This is a genomic window from Flagellimonas sp. B-3 (genome assembly GCF_056857835.1).
Genome location: NZ_JBSXNW010000011.1, coordinates 26,562 through 51,759, shown reverse-complemented (window position 1 = coordinate 51,759; position 25,198 = coordinate 26,562). Strand labels below are relative to the sequence as shown.

23 protein-coding genes and 1 other RNA gene are annotated in these 25,198 nt (G+C 40.8%); 16 read left to right on the top strand and 8 right to left on the bottom strand.

Going from position 1 to position 25,198, the window contains the following annotated elements; all coding sequences use genetic code 11:
• The first annotated feature begins 93 nt into the window (after positions 1 to 93).
• Positions 94 to 1,452, top strand: a complete 1,359-nt coding sequence (locus AC13CS_RS01345; protein WP_293163775.1) for a transaldolase — start codon at positions 94 to 96, stop codon at positions 1,450 to 1,452.
• A gap of 396 nt (positions 1,453 to 1,848) precedes the next feature.
• Here AC13CS_RS01345 and fsa read toward each other — a convergent pair whose 3' ends face one another.
• From fsa to ffs, 3 genes are all read right to left on the bottom strand, one after another.
• On the bottom strand, positions 1,849 to 2,505 hold the full coding sequence (gene fsa / locus AC13CS_RS01340) for a fructose-6-phosphate aldolase (protein WP_163626312.1): 657 nt from the start codon (positions 2,503 to 2,505) through the stop codon (positions 1,849 to 1,851).
• A 39-nt stretch (positions 2,506 to 2,544) separates the two neighbouring features.
• Positions 2,545 to 3,354, bottom strand: a complete 810-nt coding sequence (locus tag AC13CS_RS01335) for an SDR family oxidoreductase (protein WP_293163779.1) — start codon at positions 3,352 to 3,354, stop codon at positions 2,545 to 2,547.
• A gap of 24 nt (positions 3,355 to 3,378) precedes the next feature.
• Positions 3,379 to 3,477, bottom strand: an RNA gene (gene ffs / locus AC13CS_RS01330) — signal recognition particle sRNA small type.
• Positions 3,478 to 3,575: 98 nt separating this feature from the next.
• Here ffs and AC13CS_RS01325 point away from each other — a divergent pair.
• From AC13CS_RS01325 to AC13CS_RS01295, 7 genes are all read left to right on the top strand, one after another.
• On the top strand, positions 3,576 to 4,619 hold the full coding sequence (locus tag AC13CS_RS01325; protein ID WP_293163782.1) for a glutaminyl-peptide cyclotransferase: 1,044 nt from the start codon (positions 3,576 to 3,578) through the stop codon (positions 4,617 to 4,619).
• Positions 4,620 to 4,782: 163 nt separating this feature from the next.
• Entirely contained in the window at positions 4,783 to 5,172 is a 390-nt protein-coding gene (locus AC13CS_RS01320; RefSeq protein ID WP_293163785.1) for an acyl-ACP thioesterase domain-containing protein, read from the top strand.
• 607 nt (positions 5,173 to 5,779) lie between these two features.
• Positions 5,780 to 6,514 (top strand): LytR/AlgR family response regulator transcription factor, encoded by a 735-nt coding sequence (locus AC13CS_RS01315; protein WP_293163788.1) that lies wholly within the window; start codon positions 5,780 to 5,782, stop codon positions 6,512 to 6,514.
• 138 nt (positions 6,515 to 6,652) lie between these two features.
• Positions 6,653 to 6,826 (top strand): hypothetical protein, encoded by a 174-nt coding sequence (locus tag AC13CS_RS01310; protein ID WP_293163791.1) that lies wholly within the window; start codon positions 6,653 to 6,655, stop codon positions 6,824 to 6,826.
• 353 nt (positions 6,827 to 7,179) lie between these two features.
• Complete coding sequence (locus AC13CS_RS01305) at positions 7,180 to 9,240, top strand: ATP-binding protein (RefSeq protein ID WP_293163794.1); 2,061 nt, start codon at positions 7,180 to 7,182, stop codon at positions 9,238 to 9,240.
• Positions 9,241 to 9,268: 28 nt separating this feature from the next.
• Positions 9,269 to 9,937, top strand: a complete 669-nt coding sequence (locus AC13CS_RS01300; RefSeq protein WP_293163797.1) for a response regulator — start codon at positions 9,269 to 9,271, stop codon at positions 9,935 to 9,937.
• A 175-nt stretch (positions 9,938 to 10,112) separates the two neighbouring features.
• Positions 10,113 to 10,778: a hypothetical protein gene (locus tag AC13CS_RS01295; RefSeq protein WP_293163799.1), complete on the top strand. Its 666-nt coding sequence runs from the start codon at positions 10,113 to 10,115 to the stop codon at positions 10,776 to 10,778.
• Positions 10,779 to 10,794: 16 nt separating this feature from the next.
• Here AC13CS_RS01295 and glyA read toward each other — a convergent pair whose 3' ends face one another.
• Entirely contained in the window at positions 10,795 to 12,069 is a 1,275-nt protein-coding gene (gene glyA / locus AC13CS_RS01290) for a serine hydroxymethyltransferase (protein WP_293163801.1), read from the bottom strand.
• Positions 12,070 to 12,322: 253 nt separating this feature from the next.
• Between glyA and AC13CS_RS01285 the strand changes: the two genes are divergently transcribed.
• Complete coding sequence (locus AC13CS_RS01285) at positions 12,323 to 13,507, top strand: hypothetical protein (RefSeq protein ID WP_293163804.1); 1,185 nt, start codon at positions 12,323 to 12,325, stop codon at positions 13,505 to 13,507.
• Between the two features lie 77 nt (positions 13,508 to 13,584).
• Here the strand turns inward: AC13CS_RS01285 and ytxJ are convergent, their stop codons facing one another.
• A complete protein-coding gene (gene ytxJ, locus AC13CS_RS01280) occupies positions 13,585 to 13,974 on the bottom strand; it encodes a bacillithiol system redox-active protein YtxJ (RefSeq protein WP_293163807.1) in 390 nt (129 codons plus the stop codon).
• A gap of 142 nt (positions 13,975 to 14,116) precedes the next feature.
• Here ytxJ and clpB point away from each other — a divergent pair, with 142 nt between their 5' ends.
• The 5 genes from clpB (at position 14,117) to AC13CS_RS01255 (ending at position 20,516) form a co-directional block, all read left to right on the top strand.
• A complete protein-coding gene (gene clpB, locus AC13CS_RS01275; RefSeq protein ID WP_293163809.1) occupies positions 14,117 to 16,717 on the top strand; it encodes an ATP-dependent chaperone ClpB in 2,601 nt (866 codons plus the stop codon).
• A 161-nt stretch (positions 16,718 to 16,878) separates the two neighbouring features.
• Positions 16,879 to 18,192 (top strand): gluconate:H+ symporter, encoded by a 1,314-nt coding sequence (locus AC13CS_RS01270; protein ID WP_293163812.1) that lies wholly within the window; start codon positions 16,879 to 16,881, stop codon positions 18,190 to 18,192.
• Between the two features lie 11 nt (positions 18,193 to 18,203).
• A complete protein-coding gene (locus AC13CS_RS01265; RefSeq protein ID WP_293163815.1) occupies positions 18,204 to 18,671 on the top strand; it encodes a RidA family protein in 468 nt (155 codons plus the stop codon).
• Positions 18,672 to 18,679: 8 nt separating this feature from the next.
• On the top strand, positions 18,680 to 19,744 hold the full coding sequence (locus AC13CS_RS01260) for a membrane dipeptidase (protein WP_293163818.1): 1,065 nt from the start codon (positions 18,680 to 18,682) through the stop codon (positions 19,742 to 19,744).
• Between the two features lie 175 nt (positions 19,745 to 19,919).
• Positions 19,920 to 20,516, top strand: coding sequence for a TetR/AcrR family transcriptional regulator (locus AC13CS_RS01255; RefSeq protein ID WP_293163821.1), 597 nt, complete (start codon positions 19,920 to 19,922; stop codon positions 20,514 to 20,516).
• Between the two features lies 1 nt (position 20,517).
• On the opposite strand, the gene AC13CS_RS01250 is transcribed toward AC13CS_RS01255, so the two are convergent.
• Positions 20,518 to 21,963 carry a PorP/SprF family type IX secretion system membrane protein gene (locus AC13CS_RS01250; RefSeq protein ID WP_293163824.1) on the bottom strand — a complete coding sequence of 482 codons (1,446 nt, stop codon included), beginning with the start codon at positions 21,961 to 21,963 and terminating at the stop codon, positions 20,518 to 20,520.
• Between the two features lie 72 nt (positions 21,964 to 22,035).
• Here AC13CS_RS01250 and AC13CS_RS01245 point away from each other — a divergent pair, with 72 nt between their 5' ends.
• Positions 22,036 to 22,560 (top strand): histidine phosphatase family protein, encoded by a 525-nt coding sequence (locus tag AC13CS_RS01245; protein WP_293163826.1) that lies wholly within the window; start codon positions 22,036 to 22,038, stop codon positions 22,558 to 22,560.
• Positions 22,561 to 22,718: 158 nt separating this feature from the next.
• Here the strand turns inward: AC13CS_RS01245 and AC13CS_RS01240 are convergent, their stop codons facing one another.
• Positions 22,719 to 23,465: a DUF6503 family protein gene (locus tag AC13CS_RS01240; protein WP_293163829.1), complete on the bottom strand. Its 747-nt coding sequence runs from the start codon at positions 23,463 to 23,465 to the stop codon at positions 22,719 to 22,721.
• A gap of 80 nt (positions 23,466 to 23,545) precedes the next feature.
• Here AC13CS_RS01240 and smpB point away from each other — a divergent pair, with 80 nt between their 5' ends.
• A complete protein-coding gene (smpB, locus tag AC13CS_RS01235) occupies positions 23,546 to 24,007 on the top strand; it encodes an SsrA-binding protein SmpB (RefSeq protein WP_293163832.1) in 462 nt (153 codons plus the stop codon).
• A 486-nt stretch (positions 24,008 to 24,493) separates the two neighbouring features.
• On the opposite strand, the gene AC13CS_RS01230 is transcribed toward smpB, so the two are convergent.
• Positions 24,494 to 25,135: a protein-L-isoaspartate(D-aspartate) O-methyltransferase gene (locus AC13CS_RS01230; RefSeq protein ID WP_293163835.1), complete on the bottom strand. Its 642-nt coding sequence runs from the start codon at positions 25,133 to 25,135 to the stop codon at positions 24,494 to 24,496.
• Positions 25,136 to 25,198: the final 63 nt, after the last annotated feature.

The window sequence follows — 25,198 nt, the reverse complement described above, 5'->3', positions numbered from 1 at the left end:
CCTTAACAAGTTTAGCTTCATGGGTTGCTTACTTTTGGTTGTCTAATGAATCGTTCCCTGTTTATGGTAAGATTTTTACTCGGCCTCACCTTCATGTCAACTTTTGTATCGTGCTCTGATTCTTCAGAAAGCGGTTCCTCAGTTTTTTTTGGTGGTGAAATTGTAAATCCGACTAGCGATTACGTGGTGCTTTACCACAACGATTCTTATGTGGATTCCGTAAAGCTCGACGATAAAAACCACTTTTCTTTCAACCTGAATAACATTGAGGATGGGCTTTATCATTTTGACCATGCACCAGAACTTCAATATGTATATTTGAGCCAAGGGGATAGCCTTTTGGCGCGCTTGAACACTGTAGAGTTTGATGAATCTTTGGTATTCTCGGGAACAGGTAGCGAAATCAATAATTTTTTAATCGAGATTTTCTTGGCCACCGAAAAAGAAGAACCGATCATAAAAAGCTATTACGGTTTAGATCCTGAAGATTTTAGTAAAAAGATAGATTCCTTACATGCCCTAAAAGTCAAACAGCTCGAAGAGTTATCAAAAGACAATGTGCTCTCGACCAAAGTTTTGGCCATGGCAGAGGCTTCCATAGATTACAACACCTATATCAATAAAGAAAAGTATCCGTTCTATCACAAAAAGGAAACTGGTGAAGAAACCATTCATGAACTTGGGGATGATTTTTATGGTTACCGAAAAAGAATAGACTTTAACAATAAGGACCTTACCTATTTTAGGCCCTATTTTGATTTTATGAAGTGGCATTTTGGCAATATGTCCTACATGACTTGTTTGGAAGGTTGCTCCACAGATAAAAAACCTGTAAGCGACCGCCTGCATTTTAACAAACATAAACTTGCCCTTGTGGATAGTTTGGTTAATCAAACAGAGCTTAGGGACATTCTTTTTAGGAACGTTGTCGTGGACTATCTACTACGGGAACACAACCCTAGCAAAGAAGCCGTTGTTTTTATTGATAAGTTCAAATCTCTCTCCACCAATGAGGAACACAGGGAAGAAATTGAACTGCTGTACAATGGTATCAAAAACCTACAGCCGAACACGACACTCCCGGACATCACGGTCAAAAATTTTAATGACGAAGATATCTCTCTAAAAGATTTGGCCAACAAAAGAAAGAGCACCGTATTCTATTTTTGGACTGCTGGTCAAAAGAGACATTTTATCAACGTTAACAAACACATTATCTCTCTCGAAGAAAAATATCCGCATTACAACTTTGTAGGCATTAATATAAGAACCAGTCACTCTCAATGGAAACAACTTATGGACGAGTATAAACTGGACAAGAACAAGCAGTTTTACGGGGAAAACTTCAAAGAGCTGCAAATGGCCATGATCATTGACGGGCTCAATAAGTGCGTTATTGCAAAGGACACCGTGGTGGTTGATGGCTTTGCCAACCTTTTTACTTCTTTATAGAGACTAAAGTAACTGCAATTAAACCTGACTGCCGTCGGGCAAGTTTGCAGGCCTGCCCCGATACTTCGAAGGTTTTATCCTTTAATTAATAGAAAATAAACCACTATAGATTTGAAACCCATAGTTTTAAAGAAAAATGAAATTCTTTGTCATCTGGCATCAAGTCCTCCCTTAATCCCTCCAAAGGAGGGAAACTTCTCCCCTTGGGGAGACCGGAGAGGGGACTATCCATAAAATTTATAAAAACTAAAGTAACTGCAATTAAACCTGACTGCCGTCGGGCAAGTTTGTAGGCCTGCTCAGATACTTCGGATGTTTTAACTTTTAACTAATAGAAAATAAAATGCCCCGAATTTACATTCAGGGCCCATTTTAAATTCTATACAAATTCCTTTTTTAGGAATTTCCTTTTTTGTAGTCTTCCAAGAACTTGGCAAGACCAATATCCGTCAATGGGTGCTTCAACAATCCATCAATAGAAGATAACGGTCCTGTCATAACATCGGCACCCAATTTGGCACAATCGATTACGTGCATGGTATGGCGGATGGATGCAGCCAATATTTCTGTTTCAAATCCGTAGTTATCATAGATCAAACGGATTTCCGCTATTAGGTTAAGGCCATCTGTGGAAATATCGTCCAATCTTCCCAAGAAAGGGGAAACATAATTGGCACCAGCTTTGGCCGCCAAAAGTGCCTGACCTGGCGAAAACACCAAAGTACAATTGGTACGGATACCTTTATCTGAAAAATATTTCAATGCTTTTACGCCATCTCTGATCATGGGAACCTTCACTACAATTTGATCATGTAGTTCCGCTAGCTCCTCACCTTCTTTAACCATGGCATCAAACTCCGTGGCCACTACTTCGGCAGAAACATCTCCATCAACAATATTGCAGATGTCCACGTAGTGCTTTAAAATATTATCTTTTCCGGTAATACCCTCTTTCGCCATAAGGGAAGGATTGGTGGTCACACCATCCAACACACCCAGTTCTTGGGCTTCCTTAATTTGATCAAGGTTGGCAGTATCAATAAAAAACTTCATTTCTAAGTATTTATAAATTGTTCACTAATACGTGTAAAATTACAACTTATAATGGTTGAGGAGTAACTTTTCGTAGACTTTGTCGGGTAAAATCTTCTTTAACCTAAGGGAAAACTTTTGCAAAAATGCTCCGACGGGGTTATGCACCTTCGGTTTTTTCTGGTTGATGATTTTGTAAACAGCTTCGGCCACTTGTATCGGGTCTCCTCCGCCATCCACGTCCTCGTCAATCCCTTTTAGGGTTTGACTGTACTTTTCTTCATAGGCAGAACCCGTTATCACAGGAGAATGGTACCTGCCCGATGCAATATTGGTGGCAAAATCTCCCGGAGCTACATTGGTTATCTTTATACCAAAATCCTTGGTTTCCATTCGCAATGCTTCGGTAATGAGTCCCAAAGCACCTTTGGTGGCGGAATAAAATCCGCGATAGGGCAACCCCATATAACCAGCAATGGATGTTATATTGATGATGGCTCCACTACCCTGCTTGCGCATTTGTGGCAAAACGGCCTTCATCACATGTACGGGGCCATGGAAGTTGGTGTCAAAAACATGAAGGATTTCCTCGTGGGGCGTTTCTTCAATAGGGCCTGTAATGCCGACACCTGCATTGTTGATCAACACATCCAACCTGTTTTCTTTGGAAATTACATAGGAAACTGCCTTTTGAATGCTCTCCACATCCTTTACATCCAACTGAACAAGTTCAAAAGTTTTAAAGTCTGGATAGTTTTTTGGATTGCGTGTAGTACCATAAACGGTAAATCCTTTTTGGGCCAAGTATGTTCCGATGGATTTGCCAATACCTGAAGAACCGCCGGTGATCAGTACAACTTTTTTATCCATGATCATCTGATTTTTGGGTACAAAAAAAGGCAAGCTACCTACATCGCACCGCTACGACCACATACCCTTGCTGCGTTCCCGCCCTGGGGGATTCTGCAGGAGCTGGTCGTGTAGGACTTGCCCAGCTGCAAATATACGACCTTTTATATTTGTGGCAATCCTAATTCCTTCTTAATTTCGGTGTTTTGGATTAACGATTTATGACACAAGCAATAAGAACAATGGGCAAACTTTTTTCTATAACCGGGGCACTGCTCTTCTTTTTGGGCTGTGGCGGAAGTGCCGATCCCGCCAAGCACTTTTCCATTCAGTTGGAAAACAAAAACATACAGCAAAACCAGCAAGTGGGTGTGACACTGAAGAACAAAAAGGACATTGAAATTTCCGACCTTCGTTATTATATGGACGGGAAAGAATTGCCCGTTGAAAACGGAAAATTGACCTTAGGCCTACCAACTTTGGGAAACAAAACCTTGGTGGCCAAATTTAAAATTGAGGAACAGACCGTAGCGGTTGAAAAAAAACTAAGACTACTGGCTGCCGCTGCCCCAGAAGTTTACACCTACGAGATCGTGAACAGTTATCCGCACGATACGGGTGCTTACACACAGGGACTTGAGTTTTACAAGGGAACACTTTATGAAAGCACTGGTAAACGAGGTGCTTCAACGGTAAGGAAAGTAAATTTTGAAACGGGCGAAGTCCTTCAGCAAATAAATATGGACGATTCCGTATTTGGAGAGGGAATTACTATAATGAACGACAAATTGTACCAACTTACTTGGCAAAGTGGTATGGGGTATGTGTATGATGTCTCCAACTTGGAAAAGATAAAAAACTTTACCTATGGTAAAAGTCGTGAAGGTTGGGGGCTCTGTAACGATGGTAAAAAAATATTTAAAAGCGATGGTACTGAAAAAATATGGTTCCTGGATCCAGAGACCTTGGAAGAACAAGGCCATATTGAAATCGTGACCAACAAATCTATATTTAACAGCGCCAACGAACTGGAATATGTAAATGGTAAAATCTATGCCAATGTGTACCAAAAAGAAAGTATGATGATCATTGATGCCACTTCCGGTGCCATTGAAGGCGTCATTAACTTTGGTGGTCTTAAAAACAAGGTGAACAAGGGGCCGGAATGGGACGAAGGAAATTCCGTGCTAAACGGTGTAGCTTACCACCCAGAAAGAGAAACTTTTTTTGTTACCGGAAAAAACTGGAACAAACTCTTTGAGGTGAAAATCCGTAAAAAGGAATAAGAGCATGTTTAAAAACAATTCAATTGGCTAAAAAAAACCCCTTTTTGCCCCTTATTCGTCTTTTTATCACCCCATGGCTACGGCTATGTGATTCAAAAAAGCCTTCATATAAAACAAAAATTATCATTTTTCGCTTCAATCAATCTTTTTTAAACATGCTCTAATGAAAAACTACTCCGAAGTTTTTGATGTGGTTCCCGATGACCTGGACGACCTTGACCATGTAAACAATATAAGGTATGTGGAGTGGATTCAGGATATTTCCAAAAAGCACTGGACGCAGGTCGCTCCCAAAGACATTCAACAATCCATGATTTGGGTGGTCCGCAACCACAACATTACCTACCACAAATCTGCCGTTTTGGGCAACACCATTAAAATAAGCACTTATATTAAAAGTAACAGAGGACCTATTTCTACCCGTGTGGTAGAAGTTAAGAACAATAACACTGATGAGCTATTGGTCAAATCAGTTACCGAGTGGTGCTTGTTGGATGCAAAGACTTTCCGCCCCAAAAGAGTTCCCGAGGAAATACAATCGCTTTTTGTGTAAAGGAACACCTGCTTTGCATTATGCTTAAAATTCGTTATTTCGAGTGATTTTTTGATGGTTGGGCGAAGTCGAAACCAAAGAAAAACCACTCAAACAGGCACTCTTTACTATTGAAATCTCCAAAACACCCAACAGACTAAAAAAAACTACCGGCGTAATCCTAAAGGTTAAACAAAATCAAAGTTTTGAAAAGCTGTTTTCGCATTTTTAATAAAAAACCTGTGCATTTCATCGAATTTTAAGCGAATCTTTAAAAAAGCACCAACCAAAATTTTGATGCCCACGCAACAAATTGTAATATAGTACATAGCCAAAACACAAACTAAACCTATTTGTTGAACCAATTAAACCCAAAACATCCCCTTTTTACATTTTATATTTCCCTTGATTTGACTCTTTAAAAAACAGTTCCCTTTTCGCGATTGAATATGATGTGGAACAAGCACACTAAACTTTCAAATTTGGTGCTGTCATCCTTGTTTTAACGATTTTTTATAAAAAATTGTAGGAAAAAAGCCCGTTTTAGGGAGAAACCCATAGTTTTTTTAAGGGAAAACTGCAATGAGTTTTTTTTCTACGTTAGTAACTTGCAATCAGCATTTTGCACATGGAATACACCTATAACATAATCGACTCGGATGCCTCCTCAAAGCTTCAGTTGCAGCTTTATTTGGAAGAGTATGATGACTTGGTTTGTGCCGGGGTGGAAACCAATGCTTCGGCAGGACTCAATTCCATTTTAAAATACAATCCGGACCTTGTACTTGTAAATCTTGGGGAAGGTGGCATGGATTACTTTCAAATGGTTACCGAACTCAACCAGTATATGCAAAGCCTTCCTATAATAATAGGATATGCAAAATCCAAAAAATACGCCTATAATGCCATTAAAAGCGGTTTTTTTGATTATTGGATCTTGCCGCACAACGAGTTCGATATACGCAAAACAATGCTGCGCTTAAAAAAATTGCACCCAAAACAGGAGACTCCATCCACGATTTGCTTAAAATCTTACAAGGATTATCGGTACTTGGACACCAAAAACATCCTTTACCTTAAATCTGATAATAACACCACGGATTTCTTTATGAAAGATGGCAGTGTGATAAGTGCCTTTAAAACCTTGAAATCTTTCGAAAACAAACTCCCCAAAGACTTTATCCGCGTACACCAGAGTTACATTCTCAACAGCCGTTATGTATCGCGGATCAATTATGGAAAATCCATTTGCAGTTTAAATTATGGGCGAGAGGAAGAGCTTCCTTTCTCCAAAACCTATAAAGATAAGATAGACAGCTTAAAGCAAATGCTCTCCAAAACGGCAGCAAAGGCCCTTAATTAGCAAAATTCTTGCAGATTATACAAGAATACTAGCAGATTATACAAGAATACTATCCCCTTCCCAAAAATACCCGGGCCACTAAAAATGCCACATACTTTAGCGGTACAAACTTAACATTCATACCTAAAACCTAACATTATGAAAAAAGTATTTAGCATCTTGGCCATGACATTATTAACAGTTGGTTTCTACTCTTGTGAAACCGAAACCGACGTACAAGAAACCGAAGCCATGTTCGAACAAATAACCGTGGATCAAAATGCTTCGGATGATGAGATTTCAGAAGTTGATGGACGTGGCGATGATGAATAAATAAATGTTCTTTACCTCAATAACCAACTTTCCAAGAAATATTGTTTCGATTTCTTTATTAACAATTGTGCTTTTTTGTCAAAGAGATGAAGCAAAATATCAGGATGATACCACATTAAATAAAGTAGATTTTTTGGAACATTTCCAAAGAGAATCTTTAAAGAGTAATATTCATTTTGGCTTTTCCAAATATAAATTGCTCAGATTACAACAAAGTACCAACGATTATCGTCAACTTTAGTTGGTGTTCAAAATAGAACCCTACCCCCAATCCTTGAAGGATTTGGGGGTTTTTTGTTACCTTGGATTTATAATTGAACCAAATCAGCTTGAAAAACGGAGCCTTCATACTAATGCTAATACTTTTTTGGGGATGCGACATGCAAAAACCTAAAGAGGAAGTGACTGCCAGTCCACAGATAGACTCTATTCAAAAACTGTTGACTATCGCCAAAACAGCCAAAGAACTATCATTGGAAGATCGCATAGCGTATGTAAAAGAAGCCGAATCCAAGGCCATGGAACTATCTAAGGATAGTATTCAACTGGAACAACTGTCCAAGATTTCTTTGGCATATTTGAAATTAAAAGACTCCCTTGGTTTTAGAAAATCCAACGCTGAACTTTTAAAATTGTCCGAAAAAGCTGACGCAAATAAAATATTGGGGTACTCCTATTGGGATCTTGCTACTTTCTTGGAAGGGAAAGGGGTTATGGACAGTGCTTTCTATAACTACAGAAGGGCACTGAACAGTTTCAGTCAGTTACCCGTGGATTCTACTTCACAATCGCTAAAGGGAAGAATGCTTTATGGAATGGCACGGGTTCAAGATTCCTATAAAGATTATTTGGGAGGAGAAATCAGTGCCACTGCTGCTATTAAAATATTTGACGAATTAGAAGATGATTACAGGCTATACAATGCTTACAATGTGCTTGGGATTTTGGCCAACGGAATGGGTGACAGTGAAAAATCCATAGCGTCCTATAATAAAGCTAAGGAATACTTGACCAAATCCAATAGATCCGATAAGCCTGAACTTATATGGAAAATCCAAAATAATATTGCAAGTGTTTATCTAAATAACAAGGATTTTGTTAAAGCAAAACAGGCCTATGAGCAACTACTTTCTACCATAGATATAAAAGAAAGCCTTCCTTCCATATACGAAAAAGCCCTGGGCAGTTTGGCCTATTCTATCCTAAATGCGGACAAAGATGTAATGCTTGCAGAGAAACTTCTAAATGAAGCCTTTGCAGTTAACGTGGCAACGGGCGACCTATACGACAAGGCTCGACTCAACTACTTTTACGCCGAGGTTTTGGCAGCCAAAGGCGACACAACAAGGGCTATTTCGCAAGCTAAGGAATCCTATACCATCGCAAAGGAAACCTATAACAACGACCGTTCGTTGGATGCTTTGCGGTTGTTGACCAAGTTGGACACGGCCAATGCCAACGCCTACGCGGAAGAATATTACCAACTCAACGAAGCCATTAAAGTTGAGGAACGCACCAAAAGAGATAAATTTGCACGAATCCGAATGGAAACGGACGACATTATAGAGGAAAACCAAATCCTTACCAAAGAAAAACAAATTTGGGTGGGGGCTTCCCTACTGCTCGTTTTGTTTGGGACAACCGCTATGATCATTGTTTCGCTCTATGTAAGCAACAACCAGCTAAAATTTAAACAAAAACAGCAAGAAAGTAACCAGGAAATCTACAACTTAATGCTTTCGCAACAAGGAAAACTGGAAGAAGGAAAACAATTGGAGCAAAAACGTATTTCCGAAGAACTGCACGATGGTATTTTGGGTGAAATGCTCGGTATCCGGTTAATATTGAGCGGCCTTAACGAACGCGAAGATCAAGCTTCCATTGAGCAACGGGCAGCCCTTATCGAGAAACTACGAGAATTGGAAGAAGAAATACGGACCATTTCCCACGAGCTGAACCACGCTTCGTATGAAAAATTTCATAATTTTATCGTGTCGCTGGAAGATATGATCCAGGGCATAGAAAAATCTTCTGGCATTTCGTGTTCCTTTACCTATAGCGACAAGGTTCCTTGGGACAATTTGTTGGGAGACATCAAGATCAATGCTTACAGGATCATACAAGAATCGCTCAAAAACTGTGTTAAGCACGCAAAATGTCAACATGTGTCCATTTCGTTTCAAGCCATGGACAATCAATTAAAACTCGTTATTACAGATGACGGCGTTGGGTTTGACATCAACAGAAAAAAGAAAGGAATTGGCCTTAGAAACATTATTTCGAGAACAAAAAAGATAAAAGGAGTCTTGGATATTGACAGTGAATCCGGAAAAGGCACAACAATTAAGGTAACCATCCCTGTTAAATACGTGGAATTGCAAATTCCCGAGAAAACAAACGCATTAAACGCTTAAATCCCCCAAATAAAGCAATAAACCTACCATGAAAACACTGAGAATATTAGCTATTGATGATCATGAAATGACCATGCTCGGGTATAAGTTTATACTCGAAGGCATAGAGTTTGAAGGTCATAATATTATTGTGGATACTGCAACATCTTACCAAACAGGCAAAAAACTTATTGAGGACTCTGTAAATACGTTCCGGTACGATATTTTATTCTTGGATGTGCAGTTGTTTGCACCAAACGAGGAACAACCCTACACGGGTGAGGACTTGGGCATATTGGCCCGGAAAATCGTTCCTGAAAGCAAGATTGTATTCATGTCTTCTTTCAGTGATAATTTTAGGATCAACAGTATTCTAAAATCCGTTGACCCCGACGGTTATCTGGTAAAAACGGATATAGATCCCAAAACCCTTGAAGATGCGGTGAAGACCATTATGCTAGACCCTCCCTATTATTCATCCAAAGCTCTTGGTGCCATTAGAAAGAAAATGGCCAACGACCTCGAAATTGATGAAAAAGACAAACAGATACTTTACCACCTTTCCAAAGGAACCAAGAACAAAGACCTGGAGAAATTTATCAGGCTTTCCCCCTCCTCCATTGAAAATAGAAAACGACATTTAAAAACATTGTTCGGCACTGAGAACGAAAATGATATGGCCCTAATATTGGCTGCCAAAAACAGAGGCTTTATTTAAAAAAATTGACAATTGTCATGTAGCGAACAGTGCATTTGTGGCTTGATTAAACCTAATAAATCATAAAAATCTTACAAACAGAGGGAAACCCCCAGAATTTTTAAGGATTATCTATAATACTATAAAAAAGATTCATCCTAATTTTATGTTGAAAGAAAATTAGAATTCTATCAGCATGGCTTTCCCCAATAAAAACAATGGTAAAAACAACCATCTAGGCCCAAAAGTTTTTCAGGCCACAGAAGGTTTAGACGATTTTATAAAGGATCTGGAAAGATACTTTTTTGCAACTGCGAAGCTTAAATGCAAGCAAGATGTATTGAACAACCGTCTGGATTTGGTGGTGGAACTACATTTTAATTTTAGTATTTCTGATTGTCTTCGCCATTTTAACAACGGTGACTGGAGCGGTTACACCATTACCGACGAAAGTAAATCCGATGTGTGCATGACAATGGCTAATGCATTGAAAAATTTAAACGAAAAAAGCACCTACCCCGCCGATATTATGGAAACATCCCTTCATTTTACGGATACTTCCATTGTTATATCCAGACTCTATCCAAATAGCATTCCGGAACATTTGGGAAAAATAATATCAATGATCAATCAACACTTTATATATTTTACCAAAGGATTGACAGAGATGCCCTGTGAAATTTTTGTTCCGATTTTTGAAGATACTTCCATACTTTCCAAACAACCAAGCACAAGCTATAAATGTGGATATTATAACTATTGGGGGCTATACTTTTTTGATAAAGGACAAGAACACGAAGCTTTAATATACTCCCTTAGAAAAAAGAAATTTTACGAAGAGAATATTTTCCTCTTTGAGTAGAATCCACTAGCAAATACTAAACACTGAACAAAGGTCGCGATTTCATTAAATCGTTGACCTTTTGTTTTATACCTGCTATTTTTTTCTCGTTCCCGGCATCAGTGATAATTTCATCGATAAATCCAACAATGGTCTCCATATCTTCCTCCTTGAGGCCTCTAGTAGTGATAGCGGATGTGCCAAAACGCACTCCAGATGTGATAAAAGGCGATTTATCATCAAACGGAACCATGTTTTTGTTGGCCGTTATATCTGCCTTAACCAACACTTGTTCTGCCTCCTTGCCCGAAATATCCTTGTTTCTAAGGTCAATCAACATCATGTGATTGTCCGTCCCACCGGAAATTACCTTGTAATCCTTGTCCATAAAGGCTTTGGCCATAGCAGCGGCATTTTTCTTTACTTGGACCATATAGTGTAAATATTCATCGGTAAGTGCCTCTCCGAAGGCTATTGCTTTAGCGGCGATAATATGTTCCAAAGGTCCGCCTTGGTTCCCAGGGAACACCGCCAAATCCAACAAACCGGACATTTTTCTTAGGTTTCCGTTCTTTAGTTTGATACCAAACGGATTTTCGAAGTTCTCGCCCATTAAAATTAGGCCTCCACGGGGGCCACGCAAGGTTTTGTGCGTAGTGGTGGTAACAATATGGCAATGGGGAATGGGGTCGTTCAAGATTCCCTTGGCAATCAATCCGGCAGGGTGTGAAATATCGGCCAAGAGCAAAGCCCCAACACTATCTGCAATTTCTCTGAATCGTTTAAAATCCATATCCCTGGAATAAGCGGATGCCCCTGCAATGATCAATTTGGGCTTTTCCTTATCGGCAATCTCTTGGATTTTATCATAGTTCAACAAGCCTGTTTCCTCGTCCACCCCATAAAAAACAGGGTTGTATAATTTTCCAGAGAAATTAACAGGAGAGCCATGGGTAAGGTGACCTCCGTGTGACAAATCGAAACCTAATATGGTATCTCCTGGGTTAAGGCAGGCATGATACACCGAGGCATTGGCCTGTGAACCCGAGTGCGGTTGAACATTGGCATAAACAGCCCCGAACAATTCCTTGGCGCGGTCAATGGCCAACTGCTCCACTTGGTCCACTACTTCGCAACCACCATAATAGCGCTTTCCTGGGTATCCTTCGGCATATTTGTTCGTAAGCACGGAGCCAGCAGCTTCCATTACCTGTGGACTTACAAAGTTTTCGGAAGCTATCAGTTCAATGCCTTCCAACTGTCTGTCCTTCTCTTGCGCTATTAGTTCAAAAATCTTGTGATCTCGTTGCATGTTGCCCATTGTTTAATTAAGGGCGTAAAATTACGAATTGAAAGGGGATTTTCATTAATAAAAAAACAATTGGAACTTAATTTTATTAAACGACAATTAACAATTTTTAAAACAATCCATTCCCTTACTAGTATTGGTTTTTCAAGCTTTTTAACCAAAATATACTACCGTTCACGCTTTTACGTTTAAAGATTAAGGTTTTTTGGCACAGCTATTGAATTCCCAAAAATACCAATCCATAAAGTTGACCAGTATGAAAAGATTTATACTCTTAACCGCAATCATAGTTTTTAGTGCCTGTAGCGGCGTAAAAAAAACCCAAGAGGCCTTGAATACGGGGAATTATTCCACCGCCATGAACAAGGCCATTAAGAATTTGGCCGAGAACAAGACCAAAAAAGGGCATCAGGAATATATTATTTTGCTGGAAGAAGCATTTGCCAAGAATACGGCCAGAGAACAACAGGAAATTACATTTCTTCAGAATGATGGAAACCCGGCCAACTTGGAGACCATATACAACAAATATTTGCAGTTGAAGCAGATTCAACAGCGCATTAGGCCATTATTGCCGTTGTACATTAATGATGAAGGCAGGAATGCCAAGTTTAATTTTGTGAATTACGACAATAAAATCCTCAACACCAAGGACGATCTTTCCGAACATTTGTACCAAAATGCTTCCAATCTGTTGGCATCGGCCAAGTACAAAGCGGATTATAGAGCCGCCTACGAAGATTTAAAATATTTGCAGGAAATAAATCCTGGGTATAAAGAAACCGTGTCCAAAATGGACGAAGCCTATAACAAAGGGGTGGAATTCGTAAGGGTGGAAATTGCAAACCAAACCCAACAGATCATTCCCGAACGTTTGGAATCGGAACTTTTGGATTTTAATGCTTTTGGAATCGACAACTTCTGGTTGCAGTACCATACCAATCCACTTTCCAATGTCCAATATGATTACGCCATGAACTTGGATTTTATGGAAATCAATGTGTCCCCAGAGCGAATCAACGAAACCCAGGTAATCAAGGAAAAACAAATTAAAGATGGCTGGGAATATCTTTTGGATCGTGATGGCAATGTGGTAAAAGATAGTTTGGGTAACAAGATAAAAGTGGACAAGATGCGGACCGTTACTTGTAAATTGTTCCAATTTACCCAAACCAAGAGCGCACAAATTGGGGCCAAAGTAAGTTTCACAGACTTGAGGAGCGGGCAGGAAATCAATTCCTATCCCCTATCCAGCGAATTTATATTTGAGCACATTTTCGCCAATTACCAAGGTGATAAAAGAGCGTTGGAAAGCGATTTATTGTTGTACCTAAACGCTAGGGAAGTCCCATTCCCCTCCAACGAACAAATGGTTTACGATGCCGGGGAAGACCTGAAACTACGTCTCAAGAACATCGTCTCCAAATATCAGTTCAACTAAAAACAATGTCAAATCGAGCGCAGTCGAGATGTCTTAAGTTCTCGACTGCGCTCGAACTGACACACACTTCTTCTTATTTATAAATACTTCGTAAAGTCCGTATCCGAAATAGCACCATGCGAAGTATGAAAAACAGCCTCACCGCTTTTTATCACCAATAATTGGGGAGATTCGTGTCGAACACCAAACTTATCTTGGATTGCATTGGATACATCCCTATGGTGCTGAATCGTCAAAAAATAAAGGTCAATATCCAAGTCCGTGTCATATCCCTCCGAAAACATATTCAACACCATTCTGCTAATGCCACAAGTGCTGGAGTGCTTGTAAATCACTTGTGCTTTACTTTTTGAGTTTTCCACAATTGTTTCCAACTGGGCCGTGGACTCCAATTGAATCCAAGGCAATTCTTTCTTTTCCTTAACGGTTTTATCCTTCTTCCCGAAAACGCTGTCAAATATTCCCATGTTGCAAATTTATAAGATAAGTCGTGAGCGAACAAAAAGCTTACAACTGACTAAATGTCCTGTATTTGTTGAATTTACAAGACATTTTGACGGTGTGGATGCATTGGTAGGGTTGTTGACATATTAGAGGAAAACGATGACTATGAACTTTAATAATTTTACAATAAAATCACAGGAAGCCATTCAAAGGGCCCAGCAATTGGCCCAAGAATTTGGACACCAACAAATCGAAAACGAACACTTGTTCAAGGCCATTGCCGAGGTCGATGAAAACGTGTTGCCTTTCATTTTGAAAAAATTGAACGTTAACACCAACCTCATCAACCAAATATTGGACAAGGAACTTCAAAGCTTTTCAAAAGTTTCGGGAGGGGAAATAATGCTTTCCAGAGAAGCTGGAAAAACCGTCAACGAAGCGAGCATTGTTGCCAAAAACATGGGCGATGAATACGTTTCCGTTGAGCACTTGTTATTGGCCATTTTCAAGTCCAAAAGCAAAATTGCGCAAATCCTAAAAGATCAAGGCGTAACCGAAAAAGATTTGAAAGCTGCCATTCAAGAACTGCGCAAGGGCGGTAAGGTCACCTCGCAAAGTGCCGAGGAAACCTATAACTCACTGGACAAATACGCAAACAACCTCAACCAAATGGCCGACAGTGGTAAATTGGACCCTGTAATCGGAAGAGATGAAGAAATCCGTAGGGTATTGCAAATTTTATCCAGACGCACCAAGAACAACCCTATGCTCGTAGGTGAGCCCGGAGTGGGTAAAACTGCCATTGCCGAAGGACTGGCACACCGAATTATTCAAGGCGACGTACCCGAAAATCTAAAAGACAAGGTAATTTACTCTTTGGACATGGGTGCGCTTATCGCTGGTGCCAAATATAAAGGCGAATTTGAGGAACGCTTAAAAGCCGTTATTAAAGAAGTAACCTCATCAGATGGGAACATTGTCCTATTTATTGATGAAATCCACACCTTGGTAGGTGCCGGTGGCGGTCAAGGGGCAATGGATGCCGCAAACATACTGAAACCTGCCTTGGCCCGTGGTGAATTGAGAGCCATTGGTGCAACCACATTGGACGAGTACCAAAAATATTTTGAAAAGGACAAAGCCTTGGAGCGTAGGTTCCAAAAGGTTGTGGTGGACGAACCCGATACCGAGAGTGCCATTTCCATTCTAAGGGGTATCAAGGAAAAATATGAAGCACACCACAAGGTCCGTATTAAAGATGATGCTGTAATCGGCGCCGTGGAGCTATCGCAACGTTACATTACCAACAGGTTTTTGCCCGATAAGGCCATTGACCTTATGGACGAGGCCGCTTCCAAACTTCGAATGGAAATCAATTCCAAACCAGAGGAATTGGATGTGCTGGACCGTAAAATAATGCAGTTGGAGATTGAGATAGAAGCCATTAAAAGGGAAAACGACACCTCTAAATTGAAAACCCTGAATTTGGACTTGGCCAACCTTAAAGAAGAGCGCAACGAAATATTTGCCAAGTGGGAAAGCGAAAAAACCGTGGTCGACAATATCCAAAAAACAAAAGAGGCTATTGAAAACTATAAGGTTGAAGCAGAACGTGCCGAGCGAAATGGAGATTACGGAAAAGTGGCCGAACTGCGCTACGGTAAAATCAAGGAATCCCAAGAAAAGCTGGAAAAGTTGCAGGATGAATTGGCAGAGCAGCAAACCGCAGGTACTTTGATCAAAGAAGAAGTAACTTATGAAGATATTGCCGAAGTAGTGGCCAAATGGACCGGTATTCCAGTGAACAAGATGATGCAGAGCGAGCGCGAAAAACTGTTGCAACTCGAAGATGTACTGCACAAAAGAGTGGTAGGTCAGGATGAGGCCATTATCGCTGTTTCCGATGCTATTCGAAGGAGTAGAGCGGGCTTACAGGATGCCAAGAAACCCATCGGTTCATTCCTGTTTTTGGGTACAACCGGGGTAGGTAAGACCGAGTTGGCCAAAACCTTGGCAGCCTATCTGTTCGATGATGAAAATGCCATCACACGAATAGATATGAGCGAATACCAAGAGCGTCACTCCGTGAGCCGATTGGTTGGTGCACCTCCAGGATATGTGGGTTATGATGAAGGCGGACAGTTGACAGAAGCGGTGCGCAGGAAACCCTATTCTGTAATATTATTGGATGAAATTGAAAAAGCACACCCCGATACCTTCAACATACTATTGCAGGTGTTGGATGAAGGTAGGTTGACCGACAATAAAGGCCGGGTGGCAGATTTTAAGAATTCCATCATTATTATGACCAGTAATATGGGTAGCCACATTATTCAAGAGAAGTTTGAAGATGCCATAGACTTGGAAAGTGCTTCGGAGTCTGCACGAGTGGAAGTGTTGGGATTGCTTCGCAAGACCATCCGACCCGAATTCTTGAACCGCATTGATGACATCATTATGTTTACTCCATTGAGCAAATCTGATATTAAGGATATTGTAGGGCTTCAATTGGACAACTTAAAGAAAATGCTGACCAAGCAAAATATCACCTTGGATGCCACCGAAGAGGCAATAGACTATTTGGCCGCAAAAGGTTTTGACCCTCAATATGGTGCACGACCCGTAAAACGATTGATTCAAAAAGAAGTGTTGAACAACCTATCCAAAGAGTTGCTCTCAGGAAAAATAACTACTGATAGCATTGTACTCCTAGACTCTTTTGATGATCAATTGGTATTTAGAAATCAAGATGAACTTGTAGAGTAAGTTCTCAAAATACATTTCAGTCAGTAAAAACCTCTCCCATAACTTTTTGGGGGAGGTTTTTTAATTCTTTCACAATCTCAAACCATATCCTTAGAAATTCGCAATAATGAATGCCTATTATATTTAAATCCTTATTTTAGCTTCAAAACCAAACCCTAAATATGCCACTAATTATTGCCGTTCTAGGTATTTTATTGCTCTTCTTGCTTATTGCCAAATTCAAACTCAATGCCTTCCTATCCTTCATTATCGTATGCCTCTTTGTAGGCATTTTTCAAGGGATGGAACTGCAAAGTCTGGTACAATCCATTCAACGAGGTATTGGTAACACCTTAGGTTTTCTGGTTTTAATACTTGGGCTTGGTGCCATGTTGGGGAAATTGGTCGCCGATAGTGGGGCTGCACAACAAATCACCACACAACTCGTGGCCAAATTTGGGGTAAAGCACGTCCAATGGGCCATGGTGGTCACTGGATTTATCGTGGGAATACCTATGTTCTACTCCGTTGGCTTTGTTATTTTGATCCCCTTGGTATTTACCATAGCATTTTCCACGGGACTGCCCTTGCTTTATGTAGGATTGCCAATGCTCACCTCTTTATCGGTTACGCATGGGTATCTCCCGCCCCACCCTGCTCCTACGGCCATCGCAGCCATGTTTAATGCGGATATTGGAAAAACATTGTTGTACGGACTCATCGTAGCTGTTCCCGCCATTATCGTGGCTGGTCCGTTGTTTGCACGTACCATCAAAAAAATTGAGGCCAAACCCTTAAAGGAATTTTACAACGCAGAACCCATTCCTGAAGATGAACTGCCATCGACAGCAGTTAGTATTTTAAGCGCGCTCTCCCCTATTATCTTTATTGGAATAGGTATTGGAGCCGAACAATTCTTGGAAGAAGGACTGCTACGGAACATACTAAGCTTTATCGGCAATCCAGTGATTGCTTTGCTGCTTTCTGTCCTAATCGCCATCTACTCCTTAGGGCTGGCCAAGGGTAAAGAAATGAGTACCCTTATGAATTCGCTCTCTGCTTCGGTTTCCAGTATTACGATGATCCTATTGATCATTGCAGGGGCTGGGGCTTTAAAAGAAGTTTTGATAGATAGTCAAGTAAGCGATTATATCGCAGATAGCCTTAAGGGTTCAAGCATATCACCTCTGGTACTGGCATGGCTTATTGCCACCGCCATACGCGTAAGTGTGGGTTCGGCCACCGTAGCAGGACTTACGGCAGCGGGGATTGTACTCCCATTGGCTTCCGGTACGGGCACCAGTCCAGAATTAATGGTATTGGCCATTGGTTCAGGAAGTTTGATGCTCTCCCACGTCAACGATACGGGCTTCTGGATGTTCAAGGAATATTTCAACCTGTCCGTCAAGGAAACACTTTCCACATGGACCGTCATGGAAACCTTGGTAGGTGTTATGGGACTCTTGGGCGTTTTGGCCATCAACAGTATAATCTAACAATATAATTTATGGAAAAATCACCATCGCAACGTATGGAAGCGTTAAACCTTCAATTGCCTCCTGCCCCGTCTCCTGCAGGAGTTTACCGACCCGTTTTAGTGGTCGATAACTTTTTGTACGTATCGGGCCAAGGCCCTGTTAATCTTGATGGCTCCTTAATGACGGGCAGAGCCGGCGATGACCTCGATGCAGAACAGGCAAAATTGGCAGCCAGACAAGTCGGTTTGACCATGTTATCTACTATTACTACGCATTTTGGGAGTTTAGACAAAATCAAAAGAATGGTGAAAGTATTGGGAATGGTAAATTGTACGCAAGATTTTGGCCAGCATCCTTATGTAATCAATGGTTTTAGTGAATTGATGGCGGATGTCTTTGGAAAAGAAAACGGTATCGGGGCACGGAGTGCCGTAGGTATGATGCTCCCAGGAAATATTGCCGTAGAAATTGAAGCCATTTTTGAACTTCACCCTTAAAAAAGTATATGTTCATATTTGATGCGCATTTAGACTTGGCCATGAATGCCTTGGAATGGAACCGCGACCTTACCCTTCCCGTTTCGGAAATTAGGGAACGTGAGGAAGGAATGAGCGACAAACCAGATCGAGCTAAGAACACCGTGTCCCTTCCGGCAATGCGAGAAGGCAATATTGGACTGTGCATGGCCACCCAAATTGCTCGTTTTGTAAAAAAAGACAGTCCAATACCCGGTTGGAATTCCCAGCATCAAGCTTGGGCACAGACCCAAGGTCAACTCGCGTGGTACAAAACTATGGAAGAGGCTGGGGAGATGGCCCAAATTAAAGATGTCGAAAGTTTGGAAAAACATCTCAAACTTTGGAGCAGGGATGAACCCAAAAAGCCAATCGGATACATTTTAAGTTTGGAAGGTGCCGATTCCATTGTGGATTTAAGCTATTTGGAAAAATCGTATGAGTCGGGGCTAAGGGCGATTGGTCCTGCACATTATGGGCCTGGGGTTTACGCCCATGGAACTGACTCCGTAGGCGGCATTGGGAAAAAGGGCCGTGAGTTGCTCAAAAAAGTGGAGGAACTCAACCTAATTTTGGATGCCACCCACCTATGCGACAAAAGCTTTTGGGAAACCATGAAGGTGTACAACGGTCCCGTTTGGGCCAGCCACAACAATTGCAGGGCATTAGTGGACCACAACCGCCAATTTTCCGATGAACAAATCAAGGAACTCATTAGTAGGGATGCTGTAATCGGCGTTGCTTTGGATGCTTGGATGATGGTACCCAATTGGGTCCGTGGCAAATCAACCCCAAAAGAAATGGATGTGACCTTGGAAATTGCCGTTGACAATATTGATCATGTATGCCAATTGGCAGGCAACACCGATCACATTGGCATTGGAACCGACTTGGACGGAGCTTTTGGGAAAGAACAGAGTCCATGGGATTTGGAAACTATTGCCGACCTTCAAAAAATTCCAAATCTTTTGAGAAAAAGAGGTTACAGTGGGTTGGATATTGAAAAAATCATGAGTCAAAACTTTATCAACTTCTTGAGAAAAGTTTGGAGGTAAAAAAGATGGTCGGTAGTTGATTTGTTCGCTTTAGATTGATAAAGTCGACCCAATTACTCCAAAATTCAGTCAAAAAACAACAAGAAACCTGTTAAAATACAGGCTTTTGCCTTTTTTAATACCAAAGGGTATTTGATTTTTTATATCTTAGATTCGACCAACAGCAACCCACAAAATGACCAAGAAAGCAGAAAGAACCACAGCTTACATCATTGAGACCGTAGCTCCTATTTTCAACAAGCATGGTTACATCGGCACAAGTATGAGCGACCTTACGGAAGCCACCGGCCTTACCAAGGGTGCCATTTACGGGAATTTTGAAAACAAAGAAGCCTTGGCGCTTTCCGCCTTTGAGCACAATAGGAGCTTATTGCTTCAAGAAATTGACAACAAACTGGAAATCGGTGTTGGAGCGTTCGATAAATTATTTTCCCTATTGAGTTTTTACAAACAGTATGATGTTTTCACGCTTCCCCTTGGTGGATGCCCCATATTGAATGTTGGAGTGGATGCCCAAGGCAACAATAAACTCCTGGCTGCTGCGGTAAAGGAAACTATTAAAGAAATTGAAGGTAAGATTGCCCTTGTTTTGGAGAACGGCGCAAAAAAGAATGAAATCCGTCTTCCCGTACCTCCTTTGCAATTTGCAAAGCAATTGTTTACCATGATTCAAGGTGCAGTTGCCATGAGTACCATGACCCAGGACCGAAAATATTTAGTCAACACCATCACCTATTTGGAGCATTTGGTGAAGCAGGAACTTAAAAAGTAAATCAATCCCCTTTCACACGGAAAATCCAAGTTTTGTCCTCGTATTTTCCAAAAAACTTGCTATCACGGGCTTTTCTAGCCTCATCCATGGTATTATAGCGCTCCAAATACACATAATTATATTTGTTGAAGCTCCTGTAGAAAGATTTTGGTTCCAAACCTTGCTCCCTAAGGGTCTTCATAAAATTATCGAAATACTTTTTGGTACCGTAAACGTTTGCAATCAAATAGAAGCCAGGCTCTAGACCGTCCTCATTTTCCACCTCCTCATACCTTTCGTTGGGTCGCACCACTACTTTTTGGTTCTGTCGGCGAGCAATGCTGTCTTTTTCGCGCTGTAATTCCAGTTCTTTCTTAATTCGTTGTACTTCGGCCAACGAATCTTTTTCGCGTTGCACCTGTCTTCTTGCTTCCAGTTCCCTTTTCTCCTGCTCCCTACGCTGTTGCTCGATTTCTTCCTCCCTTCGCTTTGCTTCTTCCTCTTCTTCAGGTTCGGGCAAAATCTCTTCAGGTTCCTCGGGTGGCACTTTATCTTTAGATTTTGTTTTTCCAAATTGATAGGAGACAACAATCTCTATTGTGGGGTCTTCTTCACTCAATAAATCATCCGTACCAAATTCCATCAGCCCACCAACAGAGAATACATTGGATATGGTAACACCCAATCCGCCAGAAGGTCCGTAAAAACTATTATATCCGCCCTGAACCCAAAATTTTGATGTGGAGAACAATCCGTTCAACCCAAATTGGGTATCGCCATTGGGAACTGATTTAAGGTAAAGCACAGGTCGTACATAGCTATTCCCCAAACTTTCGGATAGCATCACAGGAAAATCGTTGCTAAGGGTTCCCGTAATGCTTTGAAAGCTCTCCATACTTTCGCTATTATTACCAGAAACGTTAAAACCAATGGCATTCTCAAAAGCCAATCCTGCGCTAAATTGGTTGACCAGCAAACGTAATCCAGGTGAAAATTGAACTTTAAAGCCCTCGAAATCTTCCAAAGCTATGGGGTCTACCACATCTCCTTGAACAAATTGTTCATCCGCTACGGTCTGTTGAAAAGCAAATATATTCAGCCCCGCCATTAAGCTCACTCCTTTATCCAGTTCAAAAGTTTGCGCAAATGTCAAATTTGCACCTGTATAGAGGAATACCCCTGTATTGTGTTGCAAAAAGCCGGCCGAGGCAACCGAAGCTGAGTTTAATTGATGTGTGTAATTGGCAAAAATGGATGTTGGGTCACCGTCTATACTTTGCCATTGCCAACGGGTCCAAACGGAAAGGGAATTCGGGGTGTTCCAATCCAAAGCGTACGTTGGATTGAACAAACTGGCATTGAATTGCGTAAGTGAGTGTTGTCTAAAATCGGATGGCAAAACAACTTCTTGACCCCAACTTGTGTTGTAAATCACCAATAAAATCAGACAAACCAAAAACTTAGGCATACAAGAAAATGAAAATTAAACGTTACTTTTAAAACCGAATAACAAAAATATACGGGAACTTTGAATAGAACTATGCGAACCATCAAACCTCTAATTGCCCTTGCAATTATACTCGTTGGAAGTATTGGCTGCAAAAAAGATACAAAAATTGTAGAAGACCCTGTTATTTCCACTTTCTATTTTATTAGGCATGCCGAAAAAGACAGAACCGACCCAGAAAATCCGGACCCAGAACTAAACCAAAATGGACTGGACAGGGCCATTCGATGGGCCGAGGTATTCGACCCCATTCCTTTGGATATGGTTTATTCAACGAATTATGAGCGTACTTCAATGACGGCCGCTCCAACATCGATAAAAAAAGATATTGACATTAAGTACTACGACCCAAATGCTTTGGATATGGAAGAGTTTAAGCTTGCAAACGAGGGCAAAAATGTGTTAGTGGTAGGTCATAGCAACACCACCCCCATGCTCGTGAACAAAATAATAGGCTTGGAAAAATACGACCAAATGGACGATACGGACAACAGCAGTCTCTTTATTGTTCGGATTATTGATGGGGTACCAACGGATATCCGTTTAAAAATGGACTAGATTTTTACTACAGATAGTACGATTCTAAAACCGCGTCAATTCGGATCGGAATTTTTAAAAAAATTTATACCGAGAATACCTTTTTTGATGCAAAAATTCTATTCTCGATACTCATTTTCTCCGCTTTGTTATGAAAATGAACTCGAACTGACGAATTTTCATTCACCTGTTACAGCAATGTTTTTGAGTTCTATTTTTGATAATAGTTCCAACCCGCCCTCATTGTATTGTTGACCGATCTCCAAAATTCCTGAGGAGTCATTTTTAGGTTTATAGTTTTCATAATCCACAAAACGGATACCATTTACATAACGCTCATTATAGGCTTTCCTGAAACGTTGCCCACCCCCATCAGTATGGAAGTCATAAGCCAGGTAATTGGGTTTAAAAGATTCTAAATCAAACCAATACAAGTACGTATCCTCAAAGTCTTCGCCCCCGCCCTGTTGGTCAAAAGTTACTTTTACTTTGTAATATTCCTTGTCCTTGATGGTTTCTTTGCCCAAAAGCTCCTTATTTACCGCAGCATCGTTTAAACCATAGGGCAACCGCACAAAATAATGGACCGAATTTACCGAGTTGGCATATTTTATGGCCATGGTATCGTGCACCATAACAAGGGAATCGTTCACATATCTTTCAAAATCATTTCCACGCTTCACATCGGTGATGGTTGTTGTGGAATCCGCTTCAAAAATTCGTTTGAACACTCTTTGCCCATCAATATTTTCAGAAATGTATTTTCTATCTCTAAAGTCGAAAGATACTTTATGGCTATTGAACAGTTTTCCACCACTATCGGCAATGGAGTTGTCAATAATTTCTTGGGCCGTCAATGCTTTCTTGGGTTCTTGTTTGCATCCAATGGCAAAAACAAGCAATAGGGGGATTAAAATTCGTTTCATAAGGTTGCTTTGATAGTTATTCGTAAAATCTACCATAACATTACAATTTTCTTGGCAAAGAGTTTATATTTTTGTCCACGATGCAGAAAAATATCAACATAAAAAATAGAAGGGCCCGATTTGATTACGAAATTTTGGACACCTATACGGCAGGGATAGTATTGGGTGGCACCGAAATAAAATCGCTCCGATTGGGCAAAGCTTCCATTTCACAAAGCTTTTGTGAATTCAATGACAAAGGCGAACTTTTTGTGGTCAATATGCAGATTGATGAATACAGCCACGCAAGTCATTTTAATCACGCCCCCAAGGCTGTACGTAAATTGTTGCTCAACAAACGGGAGCTAAAAAAGCTTCAAAAGGAGGTTGCCACTACGGGGCTCACCATTGTTCCGCTCAAGGTTTTTATCAATGATAGAGGTTTGGCCAAAATGAACATTGGCCTGGCCAAGGGTAAAAAACTCTACGACAAACGGGAAACTATCAAAAGTCGGGACAGCAAACGAAACTTGGACCGAATCAAAAAGAGTTTCAATAACTAAAATTGTTGAGGTGTTAGAAGTTGGAAGTCAGTATACAGTGCGCAGTCAGCAGTAATTCCTGCCTTTAATGTTTACCTGCAGTTCGATGTTTCAAGTTTCAGGTTACTGCCCACTGCGTTATTCGATTGTTTTGTTATTGGGTTATTTGTATTTGAGCTTAAACTTGATACTTGAGCTTGCACTTGATGATTGCCTACTGTCACTGCCTACTCTGTTATTTTGGTTATTTTGTTGTTGGGAGTCAGAAGTCGGAGGTCGGAAGCACGAAGAAAAAAATTCAAGAGTACAATCTATTCGTGGTCATTTGTGAAATCCGTGTCAATTATAACCAATCGTTATTCCAAACTCCTGCCTGCCGGTAGTCCAGTTCAGGGTAGTGAGATTTCCCACGTTCCCGTCGGTCGGTTCGAAAATGACAAGATTGTTCAATCACTGAGTTACTGTAACTGCTTACTGCACATACATGGTCAATCAAATAGTTAGCTATCAATTCTTGTCCTCCAACAAAGGCACAAAACGGAACGAACCGAATTCTTTCTTTTCAAACTCTTTTTCCGATTTTCGCACATACAAAGTCATGATTTGCTCATTAACTCCAACAGGAATTACCAACCTGCCCCCTACTTTCAACTGCGACAACAACGGTCTGGGGACTTCTGGCGCACCAGCGGTTACAATAATACCATCAAAAGGAGCCTCTTCGGGCAAACCTTTGTAGCCATCACCAAAAATCATCTTCTTGGGGCGGTAATGCATTTTATTGAAGAACAAGCGAGTTGTCTTGAACAATTCCAACTGACGCTCAATCGTGTAAACCTTCGCTCTTAAATGCAGTAAAACCGCTGTTTGGTAACCACTTCCCGTACCAATTTCCAAAATTTTGGCGTTGGGTTTTACTTCCAACAACTCAGTCTGAAAAGCAACCGTATAGGGCTGTGAAATCGTCTGGTCGGCACCAATGGGAAACGCCTTATCTTGATAGGCATGGTCTTCAAAACTACTATCCAAAAACAAATGTCTGGGAATGGTTTTGATCGCTTCGAGCACTTTTTTGTCCGTAACTCCTTTGGCGGCAACAATCTCGGCCAAGTTCTTGCGCATTCCCCTATGTTTGAGCGTATCCTTCATCGTCTGTGGTCTGGTGGCACGAATTTATAAAGTTCCCCAAAATATCCCCTTAGTTCCGATCAA